The 23,749-nt window shown below is 50.9% G+C and carries 18 protein-coding genes; 11 read left to right on the plus strand and 7 right to left on the minus strand.

All coding sequences use genetic code 11. From position 1 onward, the window contains the following. Positions 1-240 precede the first annotated feature (240 nt). The 4 genes from D7M11_RS04230 (at position 241) to D7M11_RS04245 (ending at position 3,892) form a co-directional block, all read left to right on the plus strand. On the plus strand, positions 241-1,236 hold the full coding sequence (locus tag D7M11_RS04230; protein ID WP_120745917.1) for an aldo/keto reductase: 996 nt from the start codon (positions 241-243) through the stop codon (positions 1,234-1,236). Beyond that, a complete protein-coding gene (locus tag D7M11_RS04235) occupies positions 1,233-2,195 on the plus strand; it encodes a creatininase family protein (RefSeq protein WP_120745918.1) in 963 nt (320 codons plus the stop codon). Before D7M11_RS04230 ends, D7M11_RS04235 begins: the two co-directional genes overlap by 4 nt. 154 nt (positions 2,196-2,349) lie before the next feature. Continuing rightward, entirely contained in the window at positions 2,350-3,297 is a 948-nt protein-coding gene (locus tag D7M11_RS04240; RefSeq protein ID WP_338042473.1) for a helix-turn-helix transcriptional regulator, read from the plus strand. Positions 3,298-3,361: 64 nt separating this feature from the next. Continuing rightward, positions 3,362-3,892: a GyrI-like domain-containing protein gene (locus D7M11_RS04245; RefSeq protein WP_120745920.1), complete on the plus strand. Its 531-nt coding sequence runs from the start codon at positions 3,362-3,364 to the stop codon at positions 3,890-3,892. Between the two features lie 65 nt (positions 3,893-3,957). On the opposite strand, the gene D7M11_RS04250 is transcribed toward D7M11_RS04245, so the two are convergent. After that, positions 3,958-4,095 (minus strand): AraC family transcriptional regulator, encoded by a 138-nt coding sequence (locus D7M11_RS04250; protein ID WP_240040948.1) that lies wholly within the window; start codon positions 4,093-4,095, stop codon positions 3,958-3,960. A 227-nt stretch (positions 4,096-4,322) separates the two neighbouring features. Here D7M11_RS04250 and D7M11_RS04255 point away from each other — a divergent pair, with 227 nt between their 5' ends. Then, positions 4,323-4,835: a hypothetical protein gene (locus tag D7M11_RS04255; RefSeq protein ID WP_205127021.1), complete on the plus strand. Its 513-nt coding sequence runs from the start codon at positions 4,323-4,325 to the stop codon at positions 4,833-4,835. Positions 4,836-4,909: 74 nt separating this feature from the next. Here the strand turns inward: D7M11_RS04255 and D7M11_RS04260 are convergent, their stop codons facing one another. Further along, on the minus strand, positions 4,910-7,816 hold the full coding sequence (locus D7M11_RS04260) for a TIM-barrel domain-containing protein (protein WP_120745923.1): 2,907 nt from the start codon (positions 7,814-7,816) through the stop codon (positions 4,910-4,912). 214 nt (positions 7,817-8,030) lie between these two features. Between D7M11_RS04260 and D7M11_RS04265 the strand changes: the two genes are divergently transcribed. The 3 genes from D7M11_RS04265 to D7M11_RS04275 all read left to right on the plus strand — a co-directional run bounded on the left by D7M11_RS04265 (position 8,031) and on the right by D7M11_RS04275 (position 10,870). Further along, positions 8,031-9,392 (plus strand): ABC transporter substrate-binding protein, encoded by a 1,362-nt coding sequence (locus tag D7M11_RS04265; protein ID WP_120745924.1) that lies wholly within the window; start codon positions 8,031-8,033, stop codon positions 9,390-9,392. Between the two features lie 489 nt (positions 9,393-9,881). After that, complete coding sequence (locus D7M11_RS04270) at positions 9,882-10,235, plus strand: hypothetical protein (protein ID WP_205127022.1); 354 nt, start codon at positions 9,882-9,884, stop codon at positions 10,233-10,235. A gap of 71 nt (positions 10,236-10,306) precedes the next feature. Continuing rightward, entirely contained in the window at positions 10,307-10,870 is a 564-nt protein-coding gene (locus D7M11_RS04275; RefSeq protein ID WP_120745926.1) for a QcrA and Rieske domain-containing protein, read from the plus strand. A 90-nt stretch (positions 10,871-10,960) separates the two neighbouring features. Here D7M11_RS04275 and D7M11_RS04280 read toward each other — a convergent pair whose 3' ends face one another. The 3 genes from D7M11_RS04280 to D7M11_RS04290 form a co-directional block, all read right to left on the minus strand. Further along, complete coding sequence (locus D7M11_RS04280; protein WP_240040949.1) at positions 10,961-13,912, minus strand: DEAD/DEAH box helicase; 2,952 nt, start codon at positions 13,910-13,912, stop codon at positions 10,961-10,963. Then, positions 13,909-15,471 carry an SWIM zinc finger family protein gene (locus D7M11_RS04285; protein WP_120745927.1) on the minus strand — a complete coding sequence of 521 codons (1,563 nt, stop codon included), beginning with the start codon at positions 15,469-15,471 and terminating at the stop codon, positions 13,909-13,911. Before D7M11_RS04285 ends, D7M11_RS04280 begins: the two co-directional genes overlap by 4 nt. 143 nt (positions 15,472-15,614) lie before the next feature. Next, entirely contained in the window at positions 15,615-16,853 is a 1,239-nt protein-coding gene (locus D7M11_RS04290; RefSeq protein ID WP_120745928.1) for a multidrug effflux MFS transporter, read from the minus strand. A 247-nt stretch (positions 16,854-17,100) separates the two neighbouring features. Between D7M11_RS04290 and D7M11_RS04295 the strand changes: the two genes are divergently transcribed. After that, on the plus strand, positions 17,101-17,928 hold the full coding sequence (locus D7M11_RS04295) for a helix-turn-helix domain-containing protein (RefSeq protein WP_120745929.1): 828 nt from the start codon (positions 17,101-17,103) through the stop codon (positions 17,926-17,928). Positions 17,929-18,053: 125 nt separating this feature from the next. After that, positions 18,054-19,826: a glycosyl hydrolase family 28-related protein gene (locus D7M11_RS04300; protein WP_158606420.1), complete on the plus strand. Its 1,773-nt coding sequence runs from the start codon at positions 18,054-18,056 to the stop codon at positions 19,824-19,826. A gap of 121 nt (positions 19,827-19,947) precedes the next feature. Here D7M11_RS04300 and D7M11_RS04305 read toward each other — a convergent pair whose 3' ends face one another. Together D7M11_RS04305 and D7M11_RS04310 are read right to left on the minus strand one after the other, a co-directional pair. Then, complete coding sequence (locus D7M11_RS04305) at positions 19,948-21,147, minus strand: MGH1-like glycoside hydrolase domain-containing protein (RefSeq protein ID WP_158606421.1); 1,200 nt, start codon at positions 21,145-21,147, stop codon at positions 19,948-19,950. 262 nt (positions 21,148-21,409) lie between these two features. Continuing rightward, a complete protein-coding gene (locus D7M11_RS04310) occupies positions 21,410-22,102 on the minus strand; it encodes a FadR/GntR family transcriptional regulator (RefSeq protein WP_240040957.1) in 693 nt (230 codons plus the stop codon). Between the two features lie 373 nt (positions 22,103-22,475). On the opposite strand from D7M11_RS04310, the gene D7M11_RS04315 reads away from it, so the two are divergent. Then, a complete protein-coding gene (locus tag D7M11_RS04315) occupies positions 22,476-23,747 on the plus strand; it encodes an ABC transporter substrate-binding protein (RefSeq protein ID WP_205127024.1) in 1,272 nt (423 codons plus the stop codon). Positions 23,748-23,749 lie beyond the last annotated feature (2 nt).

Below are 23,749 nucleotides of genomic sequence, written 5' to 3' on the forward strand. Positions count from 1 at the left end.
TGAACATGCAGACGAAGGTGATTTCGGTTTAACGACCGACCTGCGTCGGTTCCGATGAACCGATTGAGCCAAAACAACCGCCGTGGCCTTGATGCTGCGGCGGTTGTTCTGTGTGCGCCTTTCTGTAAAGGCAGCGGCGAGCTTTGAACAAAAATACAACTTTTTTGTACGGGTTAGCGAAGTATTGCGATGCCCGTCATGCTATAACTAACTAAACGCTATAGCTTGGAGGGATAACCATTGCAGCTTTCCACATTCGCTCGATCTGATGAAAAAATAAGCAGGCTCGGCTTTGGGGCCATGGGTTTGGACGGCATATTCGGCAAACAAGATGATTCCGCTATGATTCGATCCATTTTGTATAGCTTGGAGAACGGTGTGAATTTTATTGACACTGCCCGGGTATACGGCCGATCGGAAGAAATTATCGGTAAAGCTTTGAAGGAATGGAAGGGGGAGAGGCCGTTTATTGCCACCAAAGCCGCCGCTTCCGCGGTTCCTCATTCGCTTCCGGGAGCGGGCTTCCATTTTCCGACTCCGGTCGATACGACCTATCCGCCAGGCTCGATTCGCGCCAGTGTAGAGAAGTCGCTTCAAGAGATGGACATGGAAACAATCGATCTCATTCAGATGCATGTGTACTGGCCGCAGTGGGACTCGTCCGATTATTGGATGGAGGAACTGCTCCGGCTGAAGGAAGAAGGGAAGGTTCGGTACATCGGTGTTTCTCTCCCGGATCACCGGCACGATCACGCGATTCCGCTTGTGCGAGCGGGAGTTATCGATTCCGTTCAGACGGTCATTAACATTTTCGATTCCGTGGCACTAGATTGTTTGGTTCCGATCTGTCACGAGCATCAAGTAGCAGTCATTGCGAGAGTTATTTTAGACGAAGGCGGATTAACCGGTTTCTTGAAGGAAGATACCGTTTTCCCGAATACAGATTACCGGTATAACTATTTTGATTGCTTACCGAGACATGTATATCTGGAGAAAGTCGAACGGCTCCGCCAGTATATTCCGCAATATGCAGAAACCTTGACCGAACTGGCGATCAAATTCGTGCTTCATCATCCCGGCGTAACGGTGGCCATCTCTTCCATGCAGGTCAAGGAATATGCCGCGCAGAACATTGAAGCAAGCCGCAAGGCCCCTCTTCCGGACGATATGTTCGAACATATCAAGATTCGAGAGCGTTGGATTCGGCACTTCTACCATGCGAGGAGACACTTATGAGAGAGTTACCGGGAGACACTCCGAAAGTATTATGGGCTGAGCTTTTTCCGTCCGAATTCAAAAGCCGGTTGCAGCAATGTCCTCTTGTATACTTGCCGTTAGGATTATGCGAGCCGCATGGGCAAATTAGCGCATTTGGACTGGATACGTTCAAAGCGGAGCACTTGTGCAAGAGCGCTGCCGCAACAACCGGCGGCATCGTAGCTCCGACGATGGGGTATCATGTCCACGAAGTCGGACCTTCGGCGAGATTTTTGGAGCAGAATGTCGGGGAGAACAACCCGCATATGACTTCCGTGCCTTCCTTTATTTTTTACCATTTTTACTTGTACCAGCTGCGGGCGTTTTATAATGCCGGCTTTCAGCACGCTATTGTATTATCCGGACATGGCGGAGCTCATCTGCACGATCTTCAAAAAATAACAAATCTGTTTATGGAACGCGTGAACATGCGGATTTGGTTTGGAACGGACTTTGATTTGGTTCAAGGAACATTCGATGGAGATCATGCGGGAAAGTACGAGATTTCAGCTCTGATGCACATTCGCCCCGACCTAGTCGATATGTCGAGAAAATCGTTGGAAGCTGTTGCAGGTGCCGGGGGGAGGCTTGCTGTCGGACCAGATGCGGAAGAAGCTTCGCGTGAATACGGCGAGCAGATCGTCCAAGCCTGCGAAGCCGCGCTAACGCGAATCGCCTCTAATCTTAATCGACAATCCGTACCTGGCGAAGATATTATCCCGCTCTCTATAGAGCTTATAGAAGAGATCTGGCAGCAGATCGTCAGTTCATCGGAAAGCTCCCCGGCGGAGTGGGGGACGCTACAGCCGAGAGCGGGTCAACAGCCGGTTTCGGAGTTATCGCGTTGGAAGCAGCACGAGCGAATAAAAATGCAATACGGCTCTAATGCGAAAGCGAAGACTTGCGGTCGATGTGCGTGTAAGGCTTGCCAATCATAGCGAATAAGGAAGAACCCCAGCGAGTTTTACCCGATGCTGGGGTTCCTTTTCGTTAACGGGGAATGTTAGACTATGGATACGAACAAATGATTTCAGTATGTGCTCAGTTTGGCGCCCGTTCGTGCGCACTACAGTGGAGGGGATAGGCTTGAAAATGGAAAGGCTCCTGTCCATCATCATTCTGCTGCTGAACCGGAGAATGGTGCAGGCCAAGGAACTTGCGGAGCGGTTTGAGGTTTCCGTACGGACAATTTATCGAGACATCGAAACGATCAACGGGGCCGGCATCCCTATCATTACTTACCAAGGCACCAACGGCGGCATTGGACTGGCTGAAGGTTACCGCTTGGACCGAAATGTGCTGACGAATGACGAGCTTGCTGCCATTGTCTCAGCGCTTCGAAGCATTTCCGCCTCCTACGATAACGAGACGCATCAGCGGTTGGTGGAGAAAATCCACAGCGTTGTCCCGCCGGCGGATTCCGAAGCGTTTCAGCACAAGTCAAGTCGAGTATTGATTGACTATTCGCCTTGGGACGGCAACGAACAGCTTCGCCCGAAGCTGGAACTGTTAGAGAACGCGGTTGATCACTGTCTTATAGCAGAATTCGTTTATTCCAATGCCGATGGTGAAATGTCACATAGGATCGTAGAACCGCACAGGCTCATCCTGAAAGGAAAGCAATGGTACCTGCAAGCCTATTGCTTGGAGAAAGAGCAATTTCGCCTTTTCAAGCTAAAGCGAATGAAGGATCTGGAGATCGTTCAGGGGAAGACATTTATTCGCCGTAAAGTTCCAATACTAACGCGAACTTCTGACCAGCCCCCGTCTGAACCGTATCAGACGACGGAATTCGTCCTGCGATTCCAAGCTGAGGCTCGTCATTTGGCGGAGGAATGGTTCGGTATTGAGGCGCTTTGTCCAGAGGAAGACGGCAACTGGCTAGTAAGGAAGGCCTATCCGGAAAATGAATGGCTGTATCGCTTTATTCTCGGCTTGGGCCATCTTGCGGAGGTGCTTGAGCCTCCACATTTGCGGGCAATCATCGCCGATCGTGCGGAGCAAATTGCGAAAAAATATAGAGAAGCTAAATCAACCTGACAGATAGTTGTCAGGTTAGTTGTATTAAGCTATACCCATAATAATCGTAGGAGAGTGATTCGAGATGAAACAAGACGAATACACAGTAAAGGAACAGGGGATACGGTTTGAACCTATCCGTGTCGAAGAACGTCCCTCTTTCCTGTTAGCCGGCATAAGTGCCGTCACGACAAATGCTGCTGAATTAAAGGGGGAGGGGAAAATTGGCGGACTTTGGGAACGGTTTTATTCAGACAACATGGTTGAGCAATTAAAAGAATACCAACAGCAACCCGGCTACTACAACTGTTACTACAACTATGAAGCAGGCGATGCTGGACAGTATGAGATCATGGTCGGGGTGTGCGTCAAGGAAACATCGCAAGATCAATTGCCGAAGGATATAAGGACATTTACCGTTCCCGCAGCCAAATACGCGGTTTTCGTTACAGAGCGGGGACCGATTATAGATGGGGTACAGCGAGCGTGGTCCCGTATTTGGGAATGGTCGCGGCAGCCGGGCAATGAACGGGCATTTACGGGAGATTTTGAGTATTATGATCCACAGATCGATCCGAATGACGGACAAGTCGAAATTTATATTGCCTTGCGTTAGCAGTTTGACATGTTGACTCGACATGAAAGAACTAAACCCCTCTTTTATCGAGGGGTGTTTGTTTTTTAACGATGTCTGAATTTCCCCGCCCTGTAGTCCTTCGGGGACATGCTCTCCATTTTGTGGAACAGCCGGCTGAAGTAAAGCTGGTTATCGTAACCGATGAGATGCGAGATTTCCTTAATGCTCAGAGAGGTGTTCAAAATATACTCTCAGTGAGAGTCAAGAATGACGTTGTTATTCTGCATAAAAGATATAGCCGATTGGGCTGAACACAAGGAGGGGGAAGCGGAAACAAAAGCGATGTTTTAAACAACGTAATAAACCTAAATTGTAAGCGATACCAAATTTATTGAAATATCACAATTACAAGAAGGGGTGTTCCAAGTTGAAAGAAAAGGCCGCTTTTCTGAAGTGCCTCTTGTTTTTGTTGACGTTGACACCCTTGCTGGGGGCCTGTAACGGAAAGCCGCATACCGCAGCGGAAGGAAACGGTCCACAAACCGAGCGGGCAGATGATTCGCGGGGAGGATTCGAGGAGGCGCTGCTCGATTACGATCTGAAGTACGATATGAGCGACTTGATCCACAAACATAACATCGATATCGGCCAGCATAAAGAAGCGGCGATGGAAGCGATCAAATTTTGGATCTCGCTCGATTTTTTTGTCGAAAATTCGAAGGGCGGCACCTTGATGGCTTCGAGGGCCAAGGAAGTGAGAGAGGCACTTGGATCGAAATCGCCTTTTCCGGATAAAAACTGGAAAGCGGTCACCTATTATCCTTTCGCACCGCTTGCAGCAACAACGAACGTCGATTCCAAAGCGAGGAGCATCTATGAGAAGCATCTGAATGCACTACTTGCCGGAACGGTCGATCTCCATACAGGCTTGCGGATGATGGCGGAAGAGACGCAGAAGATGATAGACGAGCAACCGAAATAATAACTTTAAACTTTGTGCCGTGTGACAACTTAGTCACATCGGCACTTTTTTTGAACAATAAAGAAAGCTTAAGTTCAGTAAAGCATTAAAGCTCCAGGAGTTACACCCCAATATTTGCGGAACACGCGAATAAAATGACTCGTATCCTTGTATCCGAGCTGCAGAGCCGTTTCCGAGACGCTGCTTCCTGCAATTACCAACGCTTTGGCTCGCACCATTTTTCGGACCATCACGTAATCAGAGAATGATTGACCGACCACTTGCTTGAACATCCGACTCAGGTGCGAAGAGTTGACGTGAAGCCGGTCGGCCAACGTATGAAGCGTCATATTGCCGTCGATCTCTTTTTCTACGATTTCGGTTAATTGTTTAATTAACGGGTGGATATTCGATTTTTTGGCAGAGCGCCGGTAATCGATCAATTGTTGTACAGCCCGCCGCATGATTTCGTAGCCTTGCTCTTTCTTGAACACAGCTTGTATATTGACAAAAGCATCGTATTCGTCGTCGAGTACGGTTTGAACGTTCCACCCTTGGCGATTGCAGACACGGACGAACAAGCCGCAAACAAGGAGCATATTTACGCGCGCATCGTCCATATTCGGAATCCGTTCGATCCGTTCGATCCACCATTCCTCCAGCGCCGCGTAAGCTTTTACGCGATCTCCCGTTTCCAGGCCGATTTCCAGCTCGGTTTCCCAAAACGCGTTCGTACCGGGCGAGTCGGATATATCGTTTCGAATCGGTCTCGCCGGGCTCTCCCGATGAAATGAAGCATCATAGCCTATCTCGATCGTCATGTCCGACTGCTCTTGTACGACAAGTCGGACGAGCCGTGAAGCGCGGTCGAAATGCCAGTTGTTAGCCGCCAAGCCGTTTTCCGGCAGGTGAGCCGTTTCTTCTGCCAAGCTTCCGGCTACCGTCACTTGCAGCGGCTTGGCTGGAACATGCAGAACTATATCGTAGCTGCGTCTGCTTGGCATCCCTTCACAGTGGCCCTCGCGGGCATCGATCCGAACTGTAGATCGTTTATCCGTCGTCCGGCAGCTAATTTTCGTTTCGACGACCTGCCGCTCCAAATAGGCGTAAGATACTCCATCGTCTTCAATGAGAACATATTCGCTTTCGCCATACAAATAAAGATGGAGACCGATTCGCTCCGGCGGCTTCGGATCGATATGGCTCATTTCCGGCCAAATGGGGACGATAGCGCCGGCTTTTACGAATAACGGCCCGCTGGCCGGGGCTTCTGCCGCATACTCCATCTGTTTCGGACCTATGTGCCGGTCTCCAGTCCAAAAGTCGAACCAGACGCCCTCCGGCAAATAAACTGTGTTCGTAAACGCAGCAACGAGGAACGAATCCCCAAACATATACTGCTGCAGCAGCTCGTCCGAATAAGGATCGTCAGGGAATGTAAGTGGCATGGCGCGAACAATCGGAACACCGGTCCGGGCGGCGTTGTGAGCGGCCGTATAGATGTAGGGCAGGAGGCTATAGCGCAGTTTGGCATACATTTTGAACGTTTGCAGCAAATCATTCTCCAACAAGCACGGATGACGCCAATAAGCCCAACTGTTCACCTGCGACCATGGCTGCAAAAAACCGAAGTGAATGCCTTCCGGAGTGGATACATCCATATCTTCGGTTGTATGGACGTGACCGGACATTCCGTGATTGAGCATAGAGACGAGAGCCGGCTTCTGCGTGGAGCTTCCGGCCCAAGTAGCGGCAAACCGCTGCATTCCGCTGTACCCGCTGGCCATATAGATCATCGAGCGCCGGCCGGTCTGCTCCTTAAACCCGAGGTGCATCTGCTTGGCGAGCAAAATCGGATACAAATTATGCATCTCTTCGTCGCTCATTCCGTTTCCCCAAGACCGTCCGTGCGGTTCAAGCTCGAAGGGCGCCCCGCTTAACTTGAACGCGCTTACGCCTTGATCGACAAACTTCCACAAATGATCGTACCAAGGCTCCTCGTTCGAGGGCGAGTTTACACTTGAAGCCGAAGACTTTGCTGCGGCCGTTCGTTCTTCCTCTGTACTGATGTCATATGTGCTGGTCAGCCATAAGCTAAGCTTGAAGCCCAGCTTGTCCAATGCGCCGATAAATGTATCGGATTTTTTGGAATAAGAGGGAAGAGCGAATCGTTCCGGATGCCATTTTTTGTGAATAGAATCGCCCGGTACATCCATCCAGCCTCCATCGAGCCCGATCGTATCGCAAGGAATACCCGCCCGGCGGAAATTGAGCGCATCGTCGATCATCTCGCGTGCATTGACTTGACGATGGCAAACGTAAGTTAAGCCGTACGCCCAGATGGGCAGCAATGCCGGCTTGCCGACCACATCAGTATAACGGTCCAGCAGTTCTGCATAGGAGTCGCCGACGATCAAAAAGTAGTCCAGCTTGCCGCGCGCTCCTCTGATACATAAAATGTCACGTTCCGTATGGCCGATATCGAACTCGTGCTTCCAAGTCGTGTTTAGAAATAGCCCCCATTTTCGGCTGCTCATCAAATAAGGAATAGGCGCGTAGCGGTTTAAGTTTTCGATCCACATCTCGACGCGATGTCCCCGGTGCTGAATCCGAAATCTCTCATTGTCGCCCAGCCCGTATATGCGTTCCCCCTCGGCCAGCCAAAAAGACGCTCTGAATCCTTGCACCGAATCGGACCAGCAACGTTCGGCATGACGGGTCATCATTTCGTTGCGCTCGTTGTATAAAGAAAGACAACCGTTTCGCGTATCGATTCTTAACGCTGCTTTGTCCGTGCGAATGGTAGACATAGGACCATCGTGTTCCAACGTATAGTCGCTTGAACTCTGATGAAGGACGATTCCGTAACGTTCGAGAGCAGACTCCGGAAAGTCGTTCGTTTCATGAAGGCGAACCCGGAACGTATTAGGGGATATCGAATCAACACGCAAATATCCGCCGCTGGAAAGTTCGAATACGATACCGTTCGATTTTGCGCACAAATCGTTACCCCTCCTGTATGCGATGATTACTTCTATATATTATATATAAAGTATAGCTGGAGGAGAATACGCATTTTACCGGGAGAGTTTCCATAGATGGAATCCGCACACTCCAAAACAGTCATCGTTAGACTATTCCTTGCAATCGATCGACCTACGAAATGTATGCGATTCCATATACAATAATTGTAAATCAACTAAAGGGGAGAAAACAATGGTCATAAAGGAAGGGAAATCAAGTGCTGCGGCATTGCTATCGCTCATACTGGCAACAGCGATGGTTACAGGATGCACAAGCGGGAAGGATGGCCAGGGGGCGACCGATATAGGAGGTGAAAACGGCGGGAAGGCGGTGAAAGCGAACGAACCGCCTCAAGATCCTATCGAACTGATCTTGTATTATCCGTTTATTAGCGATTGGGATGAAGACGGATTAAATAAGATTATGGGGGAACCGCTCAAGAAAAAATTCCCCTACATCACTCCCAAGTTTATCGTTGGCGGTTCGAAGCCGGGAACAAGCATTACCGAACTGATTGCGGCAGGCCAGAAAATCGACATTATGTTTTTCTCGATCGGAGCGACGCCGCCTACGCTGCTGGATCCGAAAATGGAATACGATATTTCCCCGCTGATCAAAAAGTATGACTATGACCTGAGCAAACTGGAGCCGACGACGGTGGATATGGCCAAGCAAATCGCCAAAGGCGGCATGTATGGACTGCCTGCGTACGTCCCGCCCTCAGCGCTTTATTACAACAAAGATATGTTCGATAAATTCGGCGTTACTTATCCGAAGGACGGCATGAACTGGGATGAGCTTGAAGAATTAAACAAGAAGCTTACGCGTAAAGACGGGGACACGCAGTATTATGGGCTGGCAATGCCGTTCGGACATTTGGCTCTGATGAACGCCCGTTCGCTGAATCCGATCGACCCGGCTGCGGAGAAGGCCGTCATCAATACGGATGGCTGGAAGAAGTTTGCCGATAATTTCATCCGGTATTATACGATTCCCGGCTACGACAAAACGGCGAAAGCGTTGGATGTCGGCGTTCAAAACAATCGTTTTTTCAAAGACCGCAATACGGCCATGTTCCTTGAAATAACCGGTACGCATGCCGCCCAACTGGAAGGAATGAACTTTGACATCGCTACGTTTCCGGTCTTTAAAGATGCGCCATCGGTCGGCCCTCAGCCTTACCCGACGTATTATTACATAACGAATACGAGCAAATACAAAGATCAGTCGTTCCAGGTCATCTCCTACTTCACATCGGAAGAGTTTCAACTGCAGAAGTCGAAGGAAGGGAAAATGCTGACCATTTTGCAAAGCAAGACGGTTAAGGAATCGTTCGGTCAAGACGTTCCGTTGTTCAAAGGTAAAAATACGAAAGCGATGCTGCCGCAAAAATACGGTCCTGCGAGCGCAGTAACGCGATATAACAGCATCGCGACGACCGAATTTTACAATGCGGTTATTGCAACGATTAGCGGTGTGAAAGATCTGAATACAGCGTTTCGCGATGCCGAAGAAACGGCCAATCAAAAAATTCAGACGGCGAAGCCGAAATAAAGGTTTGGAAAGGAGTCCACCGTGGAATAAAATCAGCTTCATCTATCTCTGCAAAAAGGCGAGCAGCTGCGCGTTCAAGTTATCGCGCCGGATACATTCCGCATCCGCATAAGCCCATCGAACGACCCGGGAAATCCGCACCACGTTCAAGGCGATCTCCGGATTTTAAATACGATCAGGTGCCGAAGCATACGTCCGAACTGCGAGACCAATTCAACGTGCGTATAGTAGACAGTTTCGAACGGAAACCGGAAGATATGCATTTTATGCCAAATAGCTCAATAAACACGATAAAACGGCAGCCATAAAGGGCTGTCGTTTTCATCTTATAGGTTGTCATTCTCCAGCATCTCGGATGAGCATACGAACGGCTCATTAAGCTGCAAGCTGTTTAACTCTACAGAAGGAAAAAGGAATCCAGGTCCCGAATTGTCAAAGGAGTGGGTATTGAAAGCTGAGGTGATAATTGTGGGAGAGTTACTTTCACGAATGAAGCATAAACACGGAAGGATCATTGATGGAAAGCGACATTTCTGGGACGTAGAGAAACTGTGGGAATTATCTAAGAGCTTACCGGTTCGTACAATCAAGCTTGATTCCATCAAGGAACTTGATCAGGATTGTTGGTTTCAAGATAGCGGTAGTAGACCCATTCCAACTATACGCAATGTTGCGTTTCATTGTCAGCGGATTATCAACGCAAACATGGAATACCCCATATTATTATGTTCCGAAGGACAATTAATTGACGGGGGTCATCGAATTGCAAAAGCATTAATCGATGGAAAGAGTGAAATTGATGCCGTTTATATCACCTTGCCGGAGGCGGATGTCGTCCAATAAAGGAACTTGTTCGGTGGTGGGAGAGGGTTGTAGGTTAAAGTTGGATTGCAAATCTATTCAGAGGTGAGTGGATGAAAGGACGGTTACCAAAAAAGATCACAAGAAGAACTTTCTTGAGCACCTCCGGTAAATTGGGGCTAGGGGCGGTAGGAATTTTGGCGGGGAGTACCGCTTTATTTTATTATGGAGCGATGAAGAAAAAAGAGAGGGTTACCCCAGAAAGACCAGGGAGCCTTGTAAAACTTGGTGGTCGCAACCAGCTAAGTACAATAAAAAGCTTCGAAAAGATCAGCTACGAGGCAACCATCCGAGACGCCTGGGTCGCAAAATCAGTTCAAGGATTCCTCTACGTGACAAACGATGCGCAAGATGAACTACTCCTGATGTCGCCTTCATGTACACATCTGGGTTGCAGTGTAGAACCTGTTCCAGAGGCGGGCCGGAGCGCAACCGATGGTCTTTTCTTCCGCTGTCCATGTCATGGAGCAGAATTCGATGGATGGGGAAATTCAGTCGGTAGTGTGGCATTACAGGGGTTGGACACCTTTAAACCGGTTATCGTTGACGACGAGGTGTACTTCGATATTTTAGCGCCAATAAAGGGACGCCCTTCCAGTGGGGCTTCGTTGAAGTAACGAAAGCCGGAAATTTAATCATGCAGTTCAGGATGACAGCGAGAAGCGCAAGTTCCGATTCGTCGTTCTTGCGCTTCAAGGTATGTCGTATCACCACGATTGCCGCAGCGCGAACAAGTCGCGAAGCTCGTCGTTCGAGAGCTCGGTAATCCAGCCTTCGGAGGTGGAAATAACGTTTTCGCTCAAGCTCATCTTGCTCTCCAGCATTTCGTCGATCTTCTCTTCCAGCGTGCCGAGGGATATAAACTTGTGCACCTGCACGTTGCGCTTCTGTCCCATCCGGTAGGCGCGGTCGGTTGCTTGGTTCTCGACAGCCGGGTTCCACCAGCGATCGAAGTGGAAGACGTGATTGGCCGCCGTCAGGTTAAGGCCGACGCCGCCGGCTTTTAGCGAGAGGACGAAGATGCCGGGACCCGAAACGTCTCTCGCTTGGAACGTATCGATCATCTTATCGCGCTCGTTTTTGGGTGTGCTGCCATTCAAGTACAGCACAGGTTCACCCCGATGCACCCGCAGCACGTCAGCCAACATCTGACCCATGCCTACGTACTGGGTGAAGATCAGGCAGGAATCGCCCTCGTCCCGCAGCTCGTCGACCATGGCCAACAGTCGTTCCAGCTTCGCAGATCGGTTGACGAACGTTTCCCGGTGCTCTTCGAACTGCAGCACGGTCTCAGAGGGCACAGCTTCCTTCGTCAGCAGCACGGGATGGTCGCACAGCTGCTTGAGCTGAGTCAAGGCAGCGAGAATCGCCCCCTTGCGCTCGATCCCCTCCAGAGTGTTCATCCGCTCCAGCAGCTGCTTAACCGATTGCTCGTAAAGCGCACCCTGCTCGGGGGTCAGATGGATATACACTTTCATCTCCTGCTTGTCCGGCAGATCGAGCTGGATGGCCGGATCGTTCTTCTTGCGCCGCAGCATGAACGGCTTGACGAGCTTCTGGAGCTGTGCCGTACGCTCCGCATCCTGATGCTTCTCGATGGGATTCGCGAAGCGGTGCTGGAACCCGCGCTGATTCCCTAAGTAGCCCGGGTTGAGGAAGTCGTAGATCGACCACAGCTCCGACAAGCGGTTCTCAATCGGCGTTCCGGTCATTGCAATGCGATGTTTGGCTTGCAGCGAGCGGATGGCGACCGATTGCTTGTTCTGCGCGTTCTTGATGTTCTGGGCTTCGTCGAGACAAAGGGAGCTCCATACGATCTCCTGCAGCACTTCCTGATCCAACAATGCCGTCGTATAGGAGGTGATGACGACGTCCGTATCCTCCACAGCCTCAGCAATTTCCTGTTGCGTGAGCCGCCCCCTCCCATAATGAAGTTTAACCCTCAGTTCAGGGGCGAATCGGGCAAGCTCTTTCTGCCAGTTGCCGAGCACCGATGTCGGGCAGATGAGCAGGGCGGGGAAGTCATCCTCCGCCCGGTGCTGAAGCAAATAGGTGATGAATTGAACCGTTTTCCCCAGTCCCATGTCATCGGCGAGACAAGCGCCCAGTCCGAACGTTCTCAGATGACTGAGCCAAGTGAACCCTTCGCGTTGGTAGCCGCGCAGCTCGGCGCGCAGTCCGTCCGGTACGGGTAGCGGAGTCAATTCCGACGGTTGCCCCAGCTGACGAAGTAAGGCCAGAAGGTGGGCATTCAACTCTACCTCCAGTCGAGGTTGATCTTCTTCGTCTTTTTGATCGTCAGCGCCTTCCCGGGATGTCCGTCCGTTCTTGCCTGTTATCTCGGGCTCCGATTCACTTAACAAGTGAAGTTGGAAAATGTCCTGCAGAGTTAAGCCTTCTTCCTGATTCACGCTTGCCATGAGCCTGCGGATTTTCTCCAGCAGAGCCGGATCCAGAACGACCCATTCGCCACGGAAACGGATCAATCGCTCCTTGCGGCTCAACAGCTCTGCGAATTCAGCTTCGCTCAAGTCCGCATGACCGATTGCAATCCGCCAATCGAAGTCGACTAAGGCATTCAGCCCGAATAACGACTGTCCTTTGCCGCCTACATCCGGTGTAACTTGTGCGCGTAAGCGAGGCTTCCGCTTCGAGGCGGCTTCCCACCAGCCGGGCAGCATAACCTCCCAACCGTCAAGGAGTAATTGGCGGCTGTCCGTGGTCAGGAAGTGCCAGGCTGCCTCGTCGTTTAACGGCGCAGCGAACAGTTCACCACGGCTGCTCGCGTCCGGAAGCGTCGTCAGCAGTCGGGTTGCCCATCCGGGTGAACGTTCCCGGATGAACGGGCTCCAGTCGGGCATCCATACGCCGGAGGCATGTCCGTCCGTAGTGAGGCGAATCGGCACAAGTGTCGAACCGTCGCTCTTGTCCTGCAGCACCAGACGCAGGCGCCATTCGTCTTGTTCTTCATCAGGCTCGAGCAATTGCAGCGCTGGGCGGAAGGGAGCCAGGTCCGGCTTCCAGCCGAGCGATACAAGCCATTCCTCCTCTGTCAGCGCCATAGCTGAGTCCGCCTGCCGCGGCCGCTCAAACAAGGCGGGGTATTCCCGCCGCAGATCGGACACGGCGGCTTCGTTCGCATAGTGCTTCATCGATACGGCGGCCGTGAAGGCGGAGCGAAGTCCTGACAGGTTGTCTCCGGAAATATCCAGACTGGTAAGCGCCTCCCAGTTGAGCTGTTGCAGATCGTCCGAATCTGCCTCCCACGTCCATTGCAGCTTTCCGTTCCGATAAGCGCTGTAACTCGGCATATAACGGCCCGCTTGAGCTTCCCGATATAGAAGCGGTGCAGCTTCGAATAACCCCTTGGTTCCTTCGTCCCCGCTTTCCCAGCGGAGAACGCCCATCAGATTCGGCTCGGCGAAGAAGGGGAGTACCATCTCCGAAGGGAGGACCGTCACGTCGAACTCCCCGGCCTGCTGCAGCTCCAGTGTTGTTCCGTAGCAGGAGGGCTCGTGCCAGGCGAACATCAATTTGCGGAACGTATCGCCGCTTACCGTGCGTCCGTCCTTCAGCCCCCATAGCAAGGCATCTCCGGCATCTGTTATTACCGCATGGATCGACATATCGCTTAGTTTCGTACTTGGTTTCTCGCTCATTCCAGCAGCTTTCCTTTCTTTAATTCTTCATGCAGTGCCCGCAGCCGGCTGTTTCTTTCCAGGAACCGAGAGAAAAAACGGTCCCAGCGCTCGAGATGTTTCATCTTTTTGTACACTCTTTCCAGACGTTTCAGCAGCTTGACCGCCGCCTTGTAGTCCTGCCGGTTTTTGAGGGAGACATAATGCTCGATGGCTTGGTGGTAGTAAGGTAGAAGAAGCTCCGGCTCCTCCTTCTCGATGGGCTGCAGCACACTTACCTTATGATAGAAGGGATCGCGTTCCAGCAGGATCTGCATCTCGATCCATGCCTTCCAGTGATGGCGCTCGTACAGCATATCCTCGACAATTTGGGTCGAATGGGGCAGCATCCCTTCCAGCGCGTTCCACAGCGGCTCCTCGGCTTCGGGAACATGTTCGACCGCTTCTTTCCAATACGCTATATAGGCTAAGCGCTCCTTGGTCATGGGGCCATAGAAGTGCGGGGACGTTCGTTTCAACCAATCAACCAACGCGCCCCACTCGCTAGTCCTGGACAGGAGATTCAGATAAGGGAGAAATAGACTCGCCGGTGCTTGGGCTAACGCGCCGCTTGCTTCAAGCGCCGCCCATGCTTCGCCGCTTTTGGCTTGATGCAGATAAAGAAAAGCTTTCGCCGCTGCAAGCGAAGGGGAGCCCCTATCGGCAGTCTGCCGTTCCAAGGCATTCAACTCCTGAGACACCCATTCTTCGGCCCCGGGCTGGGGCATGATCCAGTATCTCCATAGCGCCGTATACAGGCCGTATTCCAGATACTTATGGTCCTTATTCTCCGCTAGCAGCTGTCGGAGGTAACTTAACGTTTGCTTCAGACGTTCTGCAGAGAGCGTGAAAATGAACAGAGCTGCTTTCTGGTTCAGAAGCGCATGCACTTCATCGTACAGCCGAGGCCTCACATAGGAAATATGGTGCACCTGACTGCCTGAAGAACTCCATTCGGATGCTTTGCGCAGCATGAACAAGAGTTGATGCAGATCGAAGTAAATCGAATCTATCTCCGGGAACGGAGAGGGGCCCTTCATGAGACTAGACAACTGATCCCGAAGCGCCTCTATGTACATCCTCTGATCATGGCCGGGTTTCACAACAGATGTAGCCTGGTTCATGAATTCATGCCAGCCGTCGACACTCATATGGGGCAATTCCTTGAGCCGTGCTTGGACAGACGGGGGCGCTGCGGCCCGCAATAATTGTTGTTTGGCATTCACGATGTGGGCAGCCGGGTAACCGAGTCGGTCAGCGAGCTCCATCATAACCGCAGCCTGATGCTTACAGCAGGTGTGGACAGGGCACGTGCAATAGCTGGATCGAAACCGGTCCAGTTGAAGCGTTACCACATAATCTTCTGAGCCGGTTACTTTTGCTTGAATGACGCGATTTTCGGTAACGTTCAGGGAGGTAACGTACTGCTGCTTAAAATATTGAAACCCTCGACTCAGGGTTACTTCATTGAATGAATCGGCTGCATACTTCAGCAACTGCAGCCACTGCTCATCGTTTAGCGGCGGATTGGCATTTTTCATAACAAAGCTCCTTGCAACAAATAGAAGATGTATGCTCCTATTATAGACGATTTAATCCAAACTGGGAAAACCGATAGCTGCACGTACAAAAACAGCCAAACACTCGATTCAGGGTTTGGCTGTTTCTTTTATACTTATTCGATTCAGAATTGCTCCGCCTGCTTCTTTATCTCGAAGCGTTCCTGCTTTTTTCCCAAGCCTCGTTTAACTAACAGAAAGTAAGACAGCATCGCCGCTGCACTCGTTGACAAAATAATGACACCGAGCGGAACGGCCGTGTTTTCCCCGGCAATGCCGACTAGCGGAGAAACGACCGCGCCAAGTAAAAAGGGGATAACGCCCATTAGTGCAGCCGCACTGCCAGCCATATGGCCTTGACTCTCCATCGCAAGCGGAAAAGCTGCCGTGGATGTGATCCCGATGGCCCCTACGAAAAAAACGAGCGGAATCACGAGTGCGTATAGCGGCCCGTGGAACATCGCAACCAATAAGACGGCGATGCTGGCTGCGCCTGCAAGCCATAAACCGAGCTGCAGGAAGGTCTGTTCCGACACGCGGTGAGCCATTCGACCGACCACTTGCGAGCCGATAATCAGAGTGATGCCGTTGGATCCGAACAACAGAGCAAAAACCGTAGGGGAAACCCCGTAAATATTTTGATATATAAACGGAGTTCCGGAAACGTACGCGAAAACCCCCGCGATCATGACCCCCTGCGCGAGCATATAACCCGTAAAGGAGCGGTCACGCAATAGCGATCCATAGTTTCGCAGCTGCTGCGCAAGATCGCTGGGACTGCGGCGCTCTACCGGCAGCGTTTCTTGGAGACTCCATTTGGTCATGGCAAGGAGGTAAGTTCCCAGCAGCGCCAAAGCGATAAATACGCCGACCCAGCTTGTGAGCGCTAGAACGCCGCTTCCCGCTACCGGTGCCACAAGCGGACCCAAATTTCCGACAAGCAAGAGAAGCGAGAAAAATTTGGTGAGCTCGTGACCGCTAAACATATCGCGAGCGATGGCACGGGAGATGACGATTCCGGCCGACGCCACAAACCCCTGCACAAGCCGCGACAGGATCAGCAGCCAAATATTCGGCGAGATTGCACAAGCTACAGCCGCGACAATATAGAGGACCATGGAAATAAGCAGCGGCTTGCGCCTGCCATAGACATCGCTAAGCGACCCCATGACCAGTTGGCCGATGCCAAGTCCCAATAAACAGGCGGTCAGGCTGAGCTGGACGAGGGAAGCCGTCGTACCGAAACGCTCGACAATTTGCGGAAAAGCGGGCAAGTACATATCGATGGTAAAAGGCCCGAGTGTCGAAAATAAGCCAAGCAGCAGAGCCAATCTGAAGACAGCTTGGCTGTTCTTGTTAGTCATCGTTTCTATTTCTCCTGTTCTCCATTCCATATCCGGAACTCTTCTCTCTATTTTGTTAACACCATATCATAACTGTACTTGATTTGACAACAGTTATTTGCTAAAAGAATTCCCACTTACGTTCTATGTAGCTTGGGCTGCCAGAATCCGGATGGAAGGCGTTGTCCATTTGACAAATGATATGGTAAAATTCGGTCGAAAACAGAAGTTGCGAAACGGCCTGCTGACCTGACGGAGGGACTTTGGGATGGAACATGCTCGGATCGACAATTATGTGCCGCGGCTTTTTTACTCCATGTACTGGAGACGCAAGGACCGTTTTTTGTATTACGAAGATTTGTGTCAGCCTTGGACGATTTTTGCCGTTGAGGACGGATCGTTTTATTACGAGTTTGGGGACCAGAAAGGAATCGCGACATTTGGCGATTGGGTCGTGTGCCCGGCTCAGACCGTGCTGCGAAGAGTTGTTATTCAACCGTTAACGTTTTATGTACTCCGGCTGCGGTGGACCGATTTGGACGGGAGGGAAGCGGGACTCCATGCCGAGACACCGCTTATTGCCGGTAAAATCAGTTTCCAGAATACGCAGCGGCTCTCCTCCAATTTCTCGATGATGCGGGAGGCGGAGAAGCGCAGCGAACGCCATCGCATAATGATCCACAACCATTATGTGCAAGATATGTGGTACTTGTATGGCAAAGAATACAGAACCATGCATGGCCTGTCGTCCGGCGAAGCAGGCAGCTCCGCCGCAGATCCCGTCATGGTTCAGGCAGCTGCGATGCTGCAGCAGCGGGCGTTTGAGCCGTTTGAACTCCGAGAGATTGCGTCCGCTTTGCAGCTAAGCCCGGCGCGGTTTACGCAAAAATTCAAACAACAGTTTTCGGTTACCCCGAATGAGTATCTGGTTGCTTACCGGTTGAAGCGGGCTAAAAGCTTGCTGCTGGAAACCAATCTGACCATGAATCAGATTGCGGAATGTATCGGCTACCAGGACGGCTACTATGTCAGCAAGTTGTTTCGTAAATACTTCAATGTGACGCCATCGATGTACCGCAGCACCCATTCTGTCTAACGAATTAAATTGAATACATTCGCGCGTAAATGGAAGCCATTCATAATGAAAACGATTTCAACTATGCTGAAACAGAAGCGTACCCCGGTGGGAAGCGCCCTATTTCATGCAGGGAGGAATCGAGGATGAAGGAACATGAACCAAACAAATGGGAGGACAGTGAACGTTCTCACGCAGGGCTAAGCAGGAGAAAAATGCTTGCTTCTGTCGGCATGGCAGGAGCTGTGCTTGCATCCGGAGCGTTTATGACCGATGTGTTTGCCAAGCCTTCACAGACCGTGACAGAGAATGTGTACGGAACAGGGCAACCGTGGCTGGCGCATTGGGCCAAGCTCGGAGCGGTGAATGTTCTCGATTATGGCGCAAAGGGGGACGGCGTGACAGACGATACGGCAGCTTTTGCTGCTGCTGCCAGCGAAGGGAAGCCGATTCTCGTCCCGAAGACGGCGGCATGGTATGTGCTGCAGACCATGATCCATTTGACCAACTCGATCATCGGCATCGGAATGCCGGACATTCGCATGCAGCAGCCGGACGGATCGGATAGCAAACGGATGTTTTCCGTTTTAGGGTATCGCGGTGGCGGCTTGCATATTGCCGGTTTGCGTTTGGACGGGCAGTATACGGGCGGGGAACTGGGAGAGCAATCGCATCTGCTCCGCATCATTGATTCGCGGCGCGTCCATGTCCATCATAACGTCCTGGTCGACCCTTACGGAGATTGTGTCTATTTGGGTTCCCACAACGGTGTCTCGTTTACGGACCCTTGCGAGCAAATCTACATTTACGACAATGAAATGTCGGGTCCGAGGCGGTGCGTCGTTGCAATCGTATCGGCACGAAACGTCTGGATTCGAAATAACGTGATGAGTCATCCGCACAATTATGTGGCGTGTATCGATATAGAGCCGAATAAAACTTCGACGGGCAAGGAGCTGGTGGAAGATGTATGGATTGAAGGCAATACCTTTTACTCCACCGGGCATTTTGTAAACTCGTTAACGCCCAATGTCGGCCTGCCGAACAAACGGATTACGGTTCACAACAATCAAGGGAGATCCCGCTATTTATTTCGCTGCAATTCCAATTATGAGGGCAATACGGAAGACGTCCGCATTACGAACAATTTGTTTTACGGATCGGTTGGCGAGGCGCGGATGTTATCCATCTCGAAGATTTTAAAAGGATTAGTGATCCGCGGCAATCAGGATTACGCGACAGGCGCTCAAGGATGGGTAATTCAAAATGCGGTCGCACCTGTTATTGCGGACAATAACATCGAGGCAAGCCGTTCTGTGGCGATGGCGTTATGGAACTGCAAGCAGGTCAAGCTGCACGGCAATCAGATCAAAGATGTATATTCGTCGTATGGGGCTGTACAGTTTCTCGGAACTCCATCGAGCGGGCATCACATTAGCTCCAACTCGCTGGTTCATACGGACTACGGTTTTGTGTTCAAGGAAGTGGTGACGGATACGTTATTCGACGGGAATAGCATTGACGCGAAACGGTTTGCGATCAAGATAGAACCGGAGAGCCAATCTTCCGACATCAAGATCACCGGAACCAACTTGTTTACGGGAGAGGGGATTCCTGTCGGAGGCGCGAACACGCTTCCCCGTCTCTATACGCCGGAAGCTCTGTCGAAAGGGGCCGCTGTCACATGGGCAGACGCCATTCCGGTGTCGGGGACATGGAGTCAAGGCAGTCTCGTGATGAACCTCCTTGCACAATCGTCAAGCACGCTGGGTTGGGTTTGCGTGCAGGGAGGTACGCCAGGACAATGGCAGCCGTTCGGCATAGTCGGGGAAGAGCGGCTTGTGCTGAAGGCGCCGGGCGGAAGCCGGTATTCCATCCAAGTTGACAACACGGGTGCGTTATTGACACAGCCGTTGTAACAGATCCGTTTGGCAGCAGGGCGGCAGATCGGCAACAAGCGGTTGGGTAGCGGGTTTCCGCAGCTCAACCGCTTGTTTGTTTGCATGCAGCTCGTGACTCGAACAGGAAAACAGGCCCGTGTCAGGACTGGAATTTCAAGTGCTGCCACAGGCGAGCCATCGCCAGGAACGGGTTATGTCCCAGGTAGTCGCGGCATGGCGTGTTAAACGCCGTATACGGTTTGCGCGTGAGGCTGTCCGGCGCTTCGCCGTGCGGGTGATAAAACTCCCAGATCGCCCCTGTCTGCGCAAATTGCTCGGCTGAGGCGTCAAGTGCCCCCTCCAGCAATTGCAGTGCTGCGTCGAAACGGTTGTAGTGCATACAACCCCGTGCCGCCCAATAAGTCATACTGTTCCATACCGGCCCGCGCCACATCCGCAATTCAAACGCCGGATCGGAAACGGCGACGGTAGCGAGCGGGTGTTTGGTGAAAAACCGCTTCGGGTTTAGCAGATGTTCGTCGATCACCCGGTTCGCTTGTTGCGGCGTGGCTGCTCCTACTACAAGCGGCCACATCCCTTCCTGCGCCCCCGGTTTAGGACCTGATTGCGCCATGGTCCAACTATCGTAAAAGAAACCGGTCTGTTCATCGTACAGCTGCTGTTGAATCGCCAGCTTAAGTTCCTCGCTGCGCTGCACAAAAGGCTCCGGATCGCTGCCGAGCTGCCGGGCCCACTGCGCGGCGTATGTATACAACTGGTAGACGTGGGACGTCGCATCGACACAAGCGGATGGGTGACGGGGGGCTTGGTCAAACCGAATCCCGTCGTCGACGCCGCTTTCCCATTTGCGCGTCATAATGTCCATGTAGTAATAGCCGAAGGGCGCTTTACGCTCCGATTCGAACCAGCCGATTTGCCGCTGAAGCGCATTGTATCCGGTATGAAGCAAATCGTTGTCCGCATATTGCCTCACATATTCGTCCAAAGCAACCGGCCATACCGGCGGGTGGCTCAGTTCCATATTCCATTTGGCATTCCCGTCCCGCATTATAATCGTGCCGGGCAAAACGCCGTTTTCCCCCTGAAAGCCGAGGTAGTTCAGAAACTGCTTTTTGGCGTGGTCCTGGTGGGTAGGCAACCTATCGAATAGGGCATGAATCAGATCCCAATGGCCAAATGCGGGACCGTAGCAGTACCCTGGACCGATTTCCTCCCAATCATACCGGAACGGAGCCACCGCCGGCCGTACGCTGCGTTGATGCAGCTCCCATGTATATTGCAGAAGCGGCTGCCAGGCCGGTTTCCCAGTTTCCTTCCATTTCGTTTCCTCTTGAATCATCGGTATCGTCTCCTTGTCTGCATTCGATATTATCGGACTCAGGCTCATCCTACGGCAAACAACGAGCGGATAAAATGGATGGATTTCCGTTTCGTATGTACAAAATTAAAAAGGGGGGATACGCCAGATTTTTCTGAGACGAATCATGGAACCGGCAGCAATGAAATGACAAAAAAAATCGTTGTTCGGTTGCTCGTGGCAACATACAACGACTTTTTTCAAAAGGAGCTCCTTTATTTTGACGAACATAATTAGCTTTATTCTATTGGTTCGTAATTAACACATCCAGCACGGACAAATGCTTCCTCATGATCGCTTTCGCTTCGTCCACATTTTTTTTTCGGATCTGCTCTACTATTTGCTTATGCTCCTCGAAGGAGACAATCGTATTTCTGATATCGACGAAATGCCGCTCCCGAATATGGTTAAAAAATTCGCCTACCACATCGCTTAATTCGAAAAAGGTCTGGTTGCCCGTCGCCCTGAACAGGGCTCGATGAAACGCTAGATCTTCCTCTACCGGGAGTTTTCTTTTTGTAATGCTATGTTCCATTTGCTTGTTTGCAAGTTCCAGCTGCTCCAACAGATGGAGATCATAATGCTCGATGGCCATTTCAATAGCACAGAGCTCCAGTGCTCTCCGTGTATCGATAAGCTCCTTGATCCTCTGCTCATTATGTTTCCATTGAAAGGATACTTGATCCATAAATGGCTTAAATGAGGGCGCATCCAAATAAATTCCACCACCCGCTTGAATCCGCAAAACCCCCAGCGTCTCCAATATCTTCAGCGCTTCACGGACAACGGAGCGACTGACCTTTAGCATATCGATCAATTGATTCGCGGAAGGAAGCTTATCTCCAGCTTTAAGCTCATGTTCGACAATATATAACTTTATCCGATCAGACACGATTTGTGGCAGTGTTGTTTTCTCGGCTAAATCCATATCCCACACATCCAATTCTATTAATAGGGTGATCGTATCATAAAATGAGGCTGGAATAAATAAGTGTTGACGTGCAGTCCAGGAATGGGTATTATTTGCAGTACGATGGTATAACCACCATACTGGTTTTGAGCATGAATTGCAAATTTCCAATGAATGGATTCAAAAGGTTTCAATGAACGTGGAGGGGGGAAACCATATGCATTCAGGATTTTACATACTCCGGAACTATGTAAGCGTATGCAAAAAAGTGCAGCCGCCGCTGAAATAGGGTTCAGCGTGATCGATGCGTTGTAAGCGGTAGAAGATACTCACTACTACTTTTTTTAAAAGGGGAATTAACATGCCAAAAAGAAGGTACTCGTTAATGTTGGGCTGCGTCATGATTTCATCCATCAGTTTACTCGCTGCATGCGGGGGAAGTAAGCCTAGCGAAGGAGAACAGAAGACGACGGTAATTCCTCAGGAGCCGACAGAGGTGTATTTTCTGAGCACCAGTACCTATTGGTGGGATGAAGCCACTTTTATGAAAGAGTTTGGGGAACCGCTGCAGAAAAAATACCCTCATATTATTCCGAAAACGATCAAGCCCACTGGGATGAACACGAAGGTCATAGAGGGCTACATTGCCGCCAAACAGCCAATTGATGTTATTCTCGCCGCCAATGCGAGTTATCTCCTCTATCTCAAACCGTATGAGTTTTCCTCGGATATTGAACCGTTTGTCAAGCAATATAACATGGATTTGAATCGGTTTGCCCCGGAATTTATCGATATGAACCGGAAGCTTGGCGAAGGTAAGCTGATCGGGCTGCCGCTGCAGGATAGTCCGACGCAAATCTTGTACAATAAAGGGATTTTCGATAAGTTTGGCGTTCCTTATCCTCCTCACGATCAATGGACATGGGATGAGATGTTTGCTTTGGCCAGCAAGGTGACGCGTATGGATGGCGGGACGCAATATTATGGCGTCCGCATGCATTCCACTTTTTTTCGCAGGAATCCCTTTTCTCTTGAATACGTGGATCCAAAGACGAGCAAAGCCATTTTTAATAACGATATGGGTAAAAAGGTATCCGAGATGTACCTCAGGCAATATGAAAAGTCGGATACTGCGGGACTGGCGCCCGATGGAGCGAAAATGTTTTTCGAGGACAGAACGTTGGCGATGTGGATGGGCTTGGGAGCGAGTTACAATACGCCAGAACGTTACAAAGGAATGGAATGGGATATGGCGCCGATTCCTGTACTGCCGGAAAAAGGTCGTATAAGCGTGCAGCCTTATCCGGATTATATGTACTTATCCAGTACAAGTAATCATAAGGATCTGGCCGTGCAGGCGATGGAGTTTTTTACGTCCGATTCGTTCCAGTTGGAACGCTCTAAAAATGCCTATACGACGCCTCTGAAAAGCAACGAGATTAAAGCGGCTTTTGGTCAGAACGCCGATATGTTTAAGGGCAAAAATATAAGTGCCATGAGTCCTGTGAAGTACGCTCCCGTAACTACGTACGATCAGTATACGAACCAGGCGGCGGCAACCATACTGCCCAAATATGTAAATGAAGTGCGGGACGGCAAAACCGATATCAATTCCGCCTTGCGTCAAGCGGAGGAAGAAGTAAACAAGTATATAGAACAAAATCGGAAATAAAC

Origin of the sequence: Paenibacillus ginsengarvi (genome assembly GCF_003626695.1) — a bacterium.
Taxonomy (GTDB): Bacteria; Bacillota; Bacilli; order Paenibacillales; family NBRC-103111; genus Paenibacillus_AB; species Paenibacillus_AB ginsengarvi.

Bases quoted from the DNA above. Each gene is read 5' to 3' on its own strand.
- D7M11_RS04270 (WP_205127022.1), top strand. From the start codon at position 9,882: ATGAAGCATAAACACGGAAGGATCATTGATGGAAAGCGACATTTCTGG.
- D7M11_RS04280 (WP_240040949.1), bottom strand. From the start codon at position 13,912: ATGAGCGAGAAACCAAGTACGAAACTAAGCGATATGTCGATCCATGCG.
- D7M11_RS04235 (WP_120745918.1), top strand. From the start codon at position 1,233: ATGAGAGAGTTACCGGGAGACACTCCGAAAGTATTATGGGCTGAGCTT.
- D7M11_RS04305 (WP_158606421.1), bottom strand. From the start codon at position 21,147: ATGATTCAAGAGGAAACGAAATGGAAGGAAACTGGGAAACCGGCCTGG.
- D7M11_RS04285 (WP_120745927.1), bottom strand. From the start codon at position 15,471: ATGAAAAATGCCAATCCGCCGCTAAACGATGAGCAGTGGCTGCAGTTG.
- D7M11_RS04275 (WP_120745926.1), top strand. From the start codon at position 10,307: ATGAAAGGACGGTTACCAAAAAAGATCACAAGAAGAACTTTCTTGAGC.
- D7M11_RS04290 (WP_120745928.1), bottom strand. From the start codon at position 16,853: ATGACTAACAAGAACAGCCAAGCTGTCTTCAGATTGGCTCTGCTGCTT.
- D7M11_RS04295 (WP_120745929.1), top strand. From the start codon at position 17,101: ATGGAACATGCTCGGATCGACAATTATGTGCCGCGGCTTTTTTACTCC.
- D7M11_RS04240 (WP_338042473.1), top strand. From the start codon at position 2,350: ATGGAAAGGCTCCTGTCCATCATCATTCTGCTGCTGAACCGGAGAATG.
- D7M11_RS04300 (WP_158606420.1), top strand. From the start codon at position 18,054: ATGAAGGAACATGAACCAAACAAATGGGAGGACAGTGAACGTTCTCAC.
- D7M11_RS04265 (WP_120745924.1), top strand. From the start codon at position 8,031: ATGGTCATAAAGGAAGGGAAATCAAGTGCTGCGGCATTGCTATCGCTC.
- D7M11_RS04245 (WP_120745920.1), top strand. From the start codon at position 3,362: ATGAAACAAGACGAATACACAGTAAAGGAACAGGGGATACGGTTTGAA.
- D7M11_RS04315 (WP_205127024.1), top strand. From the start codon at position 22,476: ATGATTTCATCCATCAGTTTACTCGCTGCATGCGGGGGAAGTAAGCCT.